Source organism: Pseudoalteromonas sp. CR1 (assembly GCF_019392235.1).
Classification (GTDB): domain Bacteria; phylum Pseudomonadota; class Gammaproteobacteria; order Enterobacterales; family Alteromonadaceae; genus Pseudoalteromonas.
Genome location: NZ_JAHXRM010000010.1, coordinates 149,623 through 156,934, shown reverse-complemented (window position 1 = coordinate 156,934; position 7,312 = coordinate 149,623). Strand labels below are relative to the sequence as shown.

Genomic DNA, 7,312 nt, shown 5'->3' with positions numbered 1-7,312 from the left:
TACGACTGTAGCTCAGTTGGTTAGAGCACTACCTTGACATGGTAGGGGTCGGTGGTTCGAATCCACTCAGTCGTACCAATCCAAAAAGTATAAATACTTAAAAGCAAATTTCTCCCAACCCTTAATCAATTAGCCTAAAATCAATTAATAAGATAACTGGGACTATATTTTATCGTGGAAACAACCCTTTCAAGGCGGCTTCGAGTTCTTGAAATTTAATCGGCTTTGTGAGTACTTTGTTCATACCCACCTTAAAGCACGATGCTTTATTGTCTTTTTCTGCATTAGCGGTTAAAGCGTAAATTGGTACATCGCTGACTAATTCATCTCTTATATATTCTGCAGCAGTTAAACCATCCATTTCAGGCATCATGATATCCATTAATACTAAATCAAACTTTTTACGCGAAAATAAATCAATAGCCTCGTGCCCATGATTAGCCAAAGTCACTTTATGATTCAGCTTTTCTAAATACGCCTTGATCAGTACTTGATTCGTTTTGTTGTCCTCTGCCACCAAAATTGTTAGCGCCGATTGTTTATGTATTACATTATCAACAATATCGCTAACATGGGCTTCTTCAAATGGTATTGAAATGGTAAACGTACTTCCTAAACCTAGTTGAGTATCTACTGTTATGTCTCCTCCCATTATGCCTAATAAGTTTTTTGAAATACTTAATCCTAATCCAACCCCTTCACTTTTACGGTTTATACTGTCATTCACTTGGCTAAATGGCTTAAAGATTAAATCTAAATGCTTTTTAGCTATACCAATACCCGAATCTTTTACCTCAAAAATAAGCTGCTCATTTTGTATCACTACGTTTAAGTTAATTTGACCATTTACTGTGTACTTAAACGCGTTACTAATTACATTAAATAATACTTGACCTAATCTGTATTCGTCACCAACAACATATTGGGGAATTTGCGTATCGATGTGAGTGGTAAAAAGAATGTCATCTGACTTTTCAACAATATTTAACTGCCCTACTATATTTTCAGTTAACAGCTTTATATCAAATGGTTTTTTTATACATGAAACCGTGCCAGACTCAATTTTTGAAAAGTCGAGCACATCGGTGATTAAACCGTATAAAATTTCGGTGCTTGAGTTAGCATAATTAACAAGTTGCTGTTGCTCGGGGCTGAGCTCTGTATCAAGCAATAACTCAATCATCCCCATAACGGCATGAATAGGCGTTCTGATTTCATGAGACATCACTCTCAAAAATTTTGATTTTGTTTGGCTTGCCTCTTCAGCCCTTAATGTTTGCGCCTGAAGAGCAAACTCTCGCTGTTTAGACGTCGTAATATTTTTAGCAAGCCCCATGTAACCTAAAAAATTGCCTAACTTATCGTAAAGAGGTTTACCTGTTAAAATGACCCAAAAATTTTTGTCGGCTTCAACCTCAAATTCAAAATCATGAAAGTCGTTACGGTCATCAATTAGCTGGTTAAATTGCTGCCATTTTTCTGTATTTTGCTTTTCATTATCTGTAATGATGTGTTCAATTCTATGACCAATAAAAAGCTGATCGTACACATTCCCAATAGTTTCAATATTATTAATACTTTCAAATACCATTAGCGGGTTTAATCGCCAAAACCACTCTGACCCATACTCTTTAAATAGGTTAGAGAGTGTCGTAAATCTATGTGTAAGCGATAAAGCTTTATTGGTTTGTTTAGCTAACTTAACGTGATTAATTAATGTATAAAACGCCTGCTGCAAGAATATTTTAATTGTGTCTGAATTAATAAATTGCTCACATTGCTGTGCATCTACATTTGTAAAAATAATTATGCCTTTATCAAAGTGTGTGTTCACACTAAATAATAAAGAGTTTTTTAGTTTTAAGGTTTGAATTGAATATGTAATCGAAAATTCGAGTTCTTCAATTTGTTGAGGGTATTGGCATATGGCATAACCGTGTTCAGCCGTTTGTGTAAACAAATAACACTCGGACCACATTTTGTCACTAAACTGATCATTAGTCGTCGCTATCGTCTCGTAATATCTATATTTATACCTATTGATGATAATACAGTCAGTATATTTAAGCCGTGACTCAAATACCGCTCTAAGCAAATCCAACAAATCAGCACCGTGTTCACAATTAGCTAAATCTATTAAATGTTTTTGTAAATCAGATACACACAGATGTTCTGTTTTTTTCACACTCATTTTCCTCATCAATATGCATCGCGTTTTGCAAAAAGTAATTTTAAAACTGGCTTTTCTCAATTAAATATAGATTAAAAAACAATATAAATCATCATGTTAATTGTTATAAAACATTTGGAATAAATGCACTCTACATGTGAAATAAACAAAAACACAAAGGCTCAAAAATGAAAATAGTGTGTATTGGAGGCGGACACGGATTAGCTCAGGTTTTAAGCGCTATTAGGCTGATGAGTAGTCATATAACCGCTATTGTCGCAACCACAGATATTTGGTGGTAGCAGAGGTAAAATTAGAGCTTCACAAGAAACCATTGCGCTTGGAAATATACGTCGCTGCTGTTTGCAGCTTGCTGATAAGAAATCTACGTTTAACGCAATTTACGAACACAGATTCACACAAGGGCAACTTGCTGAACATTGTTTAGGTAATTTAACACTGCTTGGATTAATGGAGCTGACCGGATCTGCAACAAAAGCCATTGCTCATTTTAATATTATGCTCGGTAATTCAGAAACTTTTTTGCCCATGACAGAAGTACCCACCGACCTTGTCGATGAACTAAACAATAATGAAAAAGTAATTGGCGAATGTGAAATTGATTCACTAACCTCTTTGCCTAAAAGTGTATCACTATCTGAAGATGTCCCTGCAGGCCCGGGCTGTGTAAAGGTCATTTTAGAAGCCGATTTAATCATTATTGGCCCACGGAGCATTATTACGAGTATTTTACCTGCGTTTTTAGTGGAAGAAATAGCGGCAGCTATTCAAAAAACATCGGCGTGTCGTATTTTTATCGAAAACTCAAAAACAGAAAAAAGCGTCATGAAAAACACTTCAACACCGGGTGTTGATTGGCTTGCAGAACAACTAAGTTTTAAATTATACGATTTAAATATTCCGTCTTCTGCAATTAAAGAAATATTACAGGGTAGTAAAACTATCCTAAAAAACAGAGCCCATTTACACGACATAGATGAGCTAAACAATGTGTTTACTGGGTTGCTTAAAATGCCCATACAATTAAGTAATCATTTTTAAATGTTTTGGATAACAGCTTCTAGCTCTTTAAAGGTTTCTGTGCTTTGTTGTTCTGCTGTTTTTAATAATAAATCGAGCTGTTGTGGAGTATGTTCAACTTTTACGAGTGACTCTATTGAGTTACAGGTATCTCCCAAGCTGATAGCACCAAAACTATAGGCACTGCTTTTAAGGCTATGTGCGCTAATTTCTATCTCACTGACATCCTGTGTATTAACCAAGATTTCAACTGTTTTTTTTGACTCGTTAATAAACGTTTTTAGCAGCTCTACTGCTAGTTCGTTACCAACATCACTTTTAAGCTGTTCAATTATTGAGCAATTAATCATATATATCTTTTGGGGTTAGTTATGAAATTCAACGTTGTTTTATTTGTAGACTCTTCGATGCTTGGTGGTATGGAAACACACCTAGTTGAACTGTCAAAGCTACTCACTAACAACCACATTTGCAGCTACATTATGTTTTACCAGGATCACAAAAATCAAGAATTTTATGATTTGCTTAACCAAGAAAATATAAGGTATGAATTTTTAAAAGGAAACCTAAGTAGCCTACTAAAACAATTAAAAAGCTTAGATTCAAACACCGTTATTCATACTCATGGTTATAAGGCCGTTTAGTATGTAAAATAACTAGGCATTGCTGTATTAGTACCTACTATGCTGGTGAAGCTGATACAGGTAAACTAAAACTTTACAACATGTTAGATAAACTACTTTCCCCTTTATCAATAAACTTCGCCGTCTCTAAACAAATAAAGCATTCAATTAAAAATGCACAGTTACTCGAAAATTTTATCGCTATTAATAAATCCCAAAGTCATAGTAAAAAATTTAAAACAGGCGTTAACATTGTTTTTGTTGGTCGGTTATCATTTGAAAAAGAACCTGATGTGTCTTGCAGGTTAGCCGGAAATATGCAACAAGATTTAAACGTTAAGTTTCACATTTTTGGTGATCGCCCTATAAAAGACGAACTACCAAACTTACATAACCTTGAGTACCACGGACTAGTTGAGCGTAATACCATATGGAAAAAAATTGATGTATTACTTATTCGCTCATGAGAAGAAGGACTACCAATGGCACTACTAGAAGCCATATCAGAAAAAATTTATAATTAGCAGCGCCGTAGGTGCTATCCCCTGTATTATTAAACACGGAATTACAGGGTTTTTAATACAAGAAACAAATACACAACACTTTGAGCAACAGGTAGAAAAACTGCTCTCACAATCCGAAGATCACACCAATACTATTATCAATAACGCTTACAGGACGCTAGAGGAACGTTTTTCTGGTAAACAGCAATTTAAACTACTCAGGCAAGCGAATACTGGTACATAAGTTTATTCGAGCTCATCCCAGCTTTTAATTTTTCTGTACAATGTTGAAGGGCTCACATCGAGCAGTGATGCCGCTTTAGGCACATTCGATATACATAGTTTTATAACGTGCTCAATGTATTCTTTTTCTGCAAGCCATAGCGGCTTAACTTCGCTTTGAGACGTTGCCATATCAAACGCTGCTGTTTCAATATTTGACGATTGCGTGTTGGTGATTGGTGTTTGTTGCGTCTGACTTTTTGAGCTGACCGGTAATGCGGGTATCATATCAGTATCAATATATTGCTCAGGGTGAAGTACTAAGACATTACGGATCACATTTTCGAGCTGCCTTACATTACCTGGCCAACTGTACTGCATAATCAGCTGCTTTACCCCCTCCGAAATACTTTTATAAGGATGATTTTCTTCCAATGCGAGTTTTTCAAACAAGGCTTCGGCAATTTCGATAATATCGGCTCCGCGCTCTCTAAGTGGTGGCAGCTCTATCGGAATAACATGGAGTCGGTAATATAAATCTTCTCTAAAACGGCCGTTTTCTACTTCAATAAGAGGATCTTTATTAGTTGCACAAACAAATCTAACGTCAACTTTTACTTCTTTTTCACTGCCAACTTGCTGGTAACTCCCTGTTTGTATAAATCGCAGAAGTTTACTTTGCAAATTAATATCCATCTCACACAATTCATCTAAAAACAGCGTTCCCCCGTTGGCCTGCCCTGCAGCACCCACTCTATTGGCAATAGCGCCAGTAAACGCTCCCTTTAGATGTCCAAAAATTTCACTTTCAATTAAATCCTTTGGTATTGCGGCACAATTTAAGGCGACAAAGGGTTGATTAGCTCGATTAGACGCTTGGTGAACAGCTCGTGCGCACAACTCTTTACCCGTACCACTTTCACCTGTTATGAAAATAGTGGCCTTGCAGGCAGACGCCGAGCTTATAATTTTATAAACGGTCTGCATTTGCTTTGAGCTGCCAATCAAATCAAAGTATTTTCCGTTTTCGTATTTGTTTTTATATTGTGTAACGGTTTGCTTTAAGTTTTTAATTTTCAGTGCGTTGTTAACCGTTATTCTAAAGCGCTCTGCTTCTATTGGTTTTTCTAAAAAGTCGCTCGCGCCTAATTTTATTGCCTGAATGGCTATTTCTTTTGTTGCATTCCCAGTTAATACAACAACTTGAGGCGAATTATCGGGTTCTAACGTCGCTAAAATATCAAGCCCATTCATATCTGGTAGCATAACATCCAGCACTATAAGGTCTGGGTGAACTTTATTTATGATGTCTATGGCTGTTTGGCCGTCACTTGCCACAAGGGTGTTAACACCGGTTGATAGTAAATAAGATTGGTACATCATTGCTAAAGACTGCGTATCTTCAACGATTAAAACTGTGGGTAGCATAAAGACGTCTCAGTTGGCGAGTAGCTGTTAATTCAATAAGATAGAATGTATGCTTATAATATAGCTATAAAGTCCCACGTAATGCAAATTCAGTTAATTATAATTAATGAGGCGTCATCAATTTCTTTAGAAAGGGTAAATTGTGAGTTTCTCCATAAACAATGTGCAAATTCCTCAGACGTTTGACAACCTTGAAGAATAATTCCACCTTTGATATAAAAAGAAACTTAAAATAGCGGTAATACCCAGTAAGCCGCCTCGGCTCTGTGTGACTATAACGCCAGAAATAGCTAACAACAAACCTACGGCTGCAAATATAGGACGACATTTATTCGCACCTTTATCAAACAGTTCTGCTGCCAAAAAGGACACTGGAAACATCAACACTAACGATAGATCGTTAGGGTCTCCTAATTGCGAGCGATACTCACGAGAAATAGTGACACGTGTTCCCTCAACCTAACCAATGCCATTCATTTTGTTAATTAACGCAGCCACAGCAACCAAAATACCCGAAATCATTATGCCCATTCGCACTAAACTAAAATGCGAAAATCGGATTAACCACCAGCTAATGGCAAATACTATTATAAATACTTTCACTAGCACACCGGCCCAGTACTCTATTGCCATGCCTTTATTAGAGGCGCTAAACACGCAAACGGCAAGCCATTTTCGTTAAGTAAATACAAACCATTGCCTTGCACACTGGCATCGTCTGCATTTGTTACGCTGTATAGTGAAGTATCAAACGCTTCTGTCGGTGCTTGGCTAGGACACGATTCGAATGGTTGACTAAGCACAGCGCACGGAAATGCAAGTAAGCACGCAGTTGCAAATTTGTTTAGTTTCATAATTTAGCCCCTAATGAATTTAGTGTTTAAACCATTGCAGGGTCCATTCCAAAACTTAAGCTATTGAAAATCAATATGTAAAATATAAACAACTTAAGATTCATGCATCTTGCAATAGATTCAGTTGCATTTTGCAAAATACACAAGCGCGTGTAGAAGAGAGGTTTTTATGTTTACTTATACTTCATGCTCTGGCTTTGTTTAATGAATATGCTTTAATAAAATGATTATATTGAAAGCAGTGACAACTATTTTTAAGACTAAAACGACTAACTGGGGTGTTAGTCTGTGCGATTTAATCTAAAACTCAACGTGATATAAGGAATTAATATGAGCATTATGTTCGATATGTTTTTATGGCTAATAATTGATACGGCCTTTGGTTTTTTATTTTATTCAACCGGCTGCCTCGTGCTAAAGGGAGTCACTTTTGGTAGTTATAATATTCAATTTAAGGATTTTGCTAGTTTT

At 36.3% G+C, this 7,312-nt stretch carries 10 protein-coding genes and 1 tRNA gene; 6 read left to right on the top strand and 5 right to left on the bottom strand.

Going from position 1 to position 7,312, the window contains the following annotated elements:
- The first annotated feature begins 1 nt into the window (after nucleotide 1).
- Nucleotides 2-78, top strand: a tRNA-Val gene (locus KZZ04_RS10885).
- Nucleotides 79-169: 91 nt separating this feature from the next.
- Here KZZ04_RS10885 and KZZ04_RS10880 read toward each other — a convergent pair.
- On the bottom strand, nucleotides 170-2,185 hold the full coding sequence (locus tag KZZ04_RS10880; protein ID WP_368735891.1) for a response regulator: 2,016 nt from the start codon (nucleotides 2,183-2,185) through the stop codon (nucleotides 170-172).
- A 173-nt stretch (nucleotides 2,186-2,358) separates the two neighbouring features.
- Here KZZ04_RS10880 and KZZ04_RS21420 point away from each other — a divergent pair, with 173 nt between their 5' ends.
- Together KZZ04_RS21420 and KZZ04_RS10875 are read left to right on the top strand one after the other, a co-directional pair.
- Nucleotides 2,359-2,472, top strand: a complete 114-nt coding sequence (locus KZZ04_RS21420) for a 2-phospho-L-lactate transferase CofD family protein (protein WP_368735890.1) — start codon at nucleotides 2,359-2,361, stop codon at nucleotides 2,470-2,472.
- A complete protein-coding gene (locus KZZ04_RS10875) occupies nucleotides 2,444-3,232 on the top strand; it encodes a 2-phospho-L-lactate transferase CofD family protein (RefSeq protein WP_257903608.1) in 789 nt (262 codons plus the stop codon). Before KZZ04_RS21420 ends, KZZ04_RS10875 begins: the two co-directional genes overlap by 29 nt.
- Here KZZ04_RS10875 and KZZ04_RS10870 read toward each other — a convergent pair.
- A complete protein-coding gene (locus tag KZZ04_RS10870; protein ID WP_138528515.1) occupies nucleotides 3,229-3,561 on the bottom strand; it encodes an Hpt domain-containing protein in 333 nt (110 codons plus the stop codon). The two genes, KZZ04_RS10875 and KZZ04_RS10870, sit on opposite strands and share 4 nt — an antisense overlap.
- 21 nt (nucleotides 3,562-3,582) lie before the next feature.
- Here KZZ04_RS10870 and KZZ04_RS21230 point away from each other — a divergent pair, with 21 nt between their 5' ends.
- The 3 genes from KZZ04_RS21230 to KZZ04_RS21220 all read left to right on the top strand — a co-directional run bounded on the left by KZZ04_RS21230 (nucleotide 3,583) and on the right by KZZ04_RS21220 (nucleotide 4,581).
- Nucleotides 3,583-3,855, top strand: a complete 273-nt coding sequence (locus KZZ04_RS21230; protein ID WP_235591503.1) for a hypothetical protein — start codon at nucleotides 3,583-3,585, stop codon at nucleotides 3,853-3,855.
- 80 nt (nucleotides 3,856-3,935) lie between these two features.
- Nucleotides 3,936-4,301 (top strand): hypothetical protein, encoded by a 366-nt coding sequence (locus KZZ04_RS21225; RefSeq protein WP_257903607.1) that lies wholly within the window; start codon nucleotides 3,936-3,938, stop codon nucleotides 4,299-4,301.
- Nucleotides 4,302-4,350: 49 nt separating this feature from the next.
- The gene (locus KZZ04_RS21220; RefSeq protein ID WP_327078261.1) at nucleotides 4,351-4,581 is read left to right on the top strand and encodes a glycosyltransferase; all 231 of its coding nucleotides are present in this window, start codon (nucleotides 4,351-4,353) and stop codon (nucleotides 4,579-4,581) included.
- Nucleotides 4,582-4,583: 2 nt separating this feature from the next.
- Here the strand turns inward: KZZ04_RS21220 and KZZ04_RS10860 are convergent, their stop codons facing one another.
- From KZZ04_RS10860 to KZZ04_RS21210, 3 genes are all read right to left on the bottom strand, one after another.
- Nucleotides 4,584-5,987: a sigma-54 dependent transcriptional regulator gene (locus tag KZZ04_RS10860; protein WP_219422741.1), complete on the bottom strand. Its 1,404-nt coding sequence runs from the start codon at nucleotides 5,985-5,987 to the stop codon at nucleotides 4,584-4,586.
- Nucleotides 5,988-6,446: 459 nt separating this feature from the next.
- A complete protein-coding gene (locus KZZ04_RS21215) occupies nucleotides 6,447-6,590 on the bottom strand; it encodes a hypothetical protein (RefSeq protein WP_249310696.1) in 144 nt (47 codons plus the stop codon).
- Between the two features lie 20 nt (nucleotides 6,591-6,610).
- Nucleotides 6,611-6,841, bottom strand: a complete 231-nt coding sequence (locus tag KZZ04_RS21210) for an LruC domain-containing protein (RefSeq protein ID WP_257903606.1) — start codon at nucleotides 6,839-6,841, stop codon at nucleotides 6,611-6,613.
- Nucleotides 6,842-7,312: the final 471 nt, after the last annotated feature.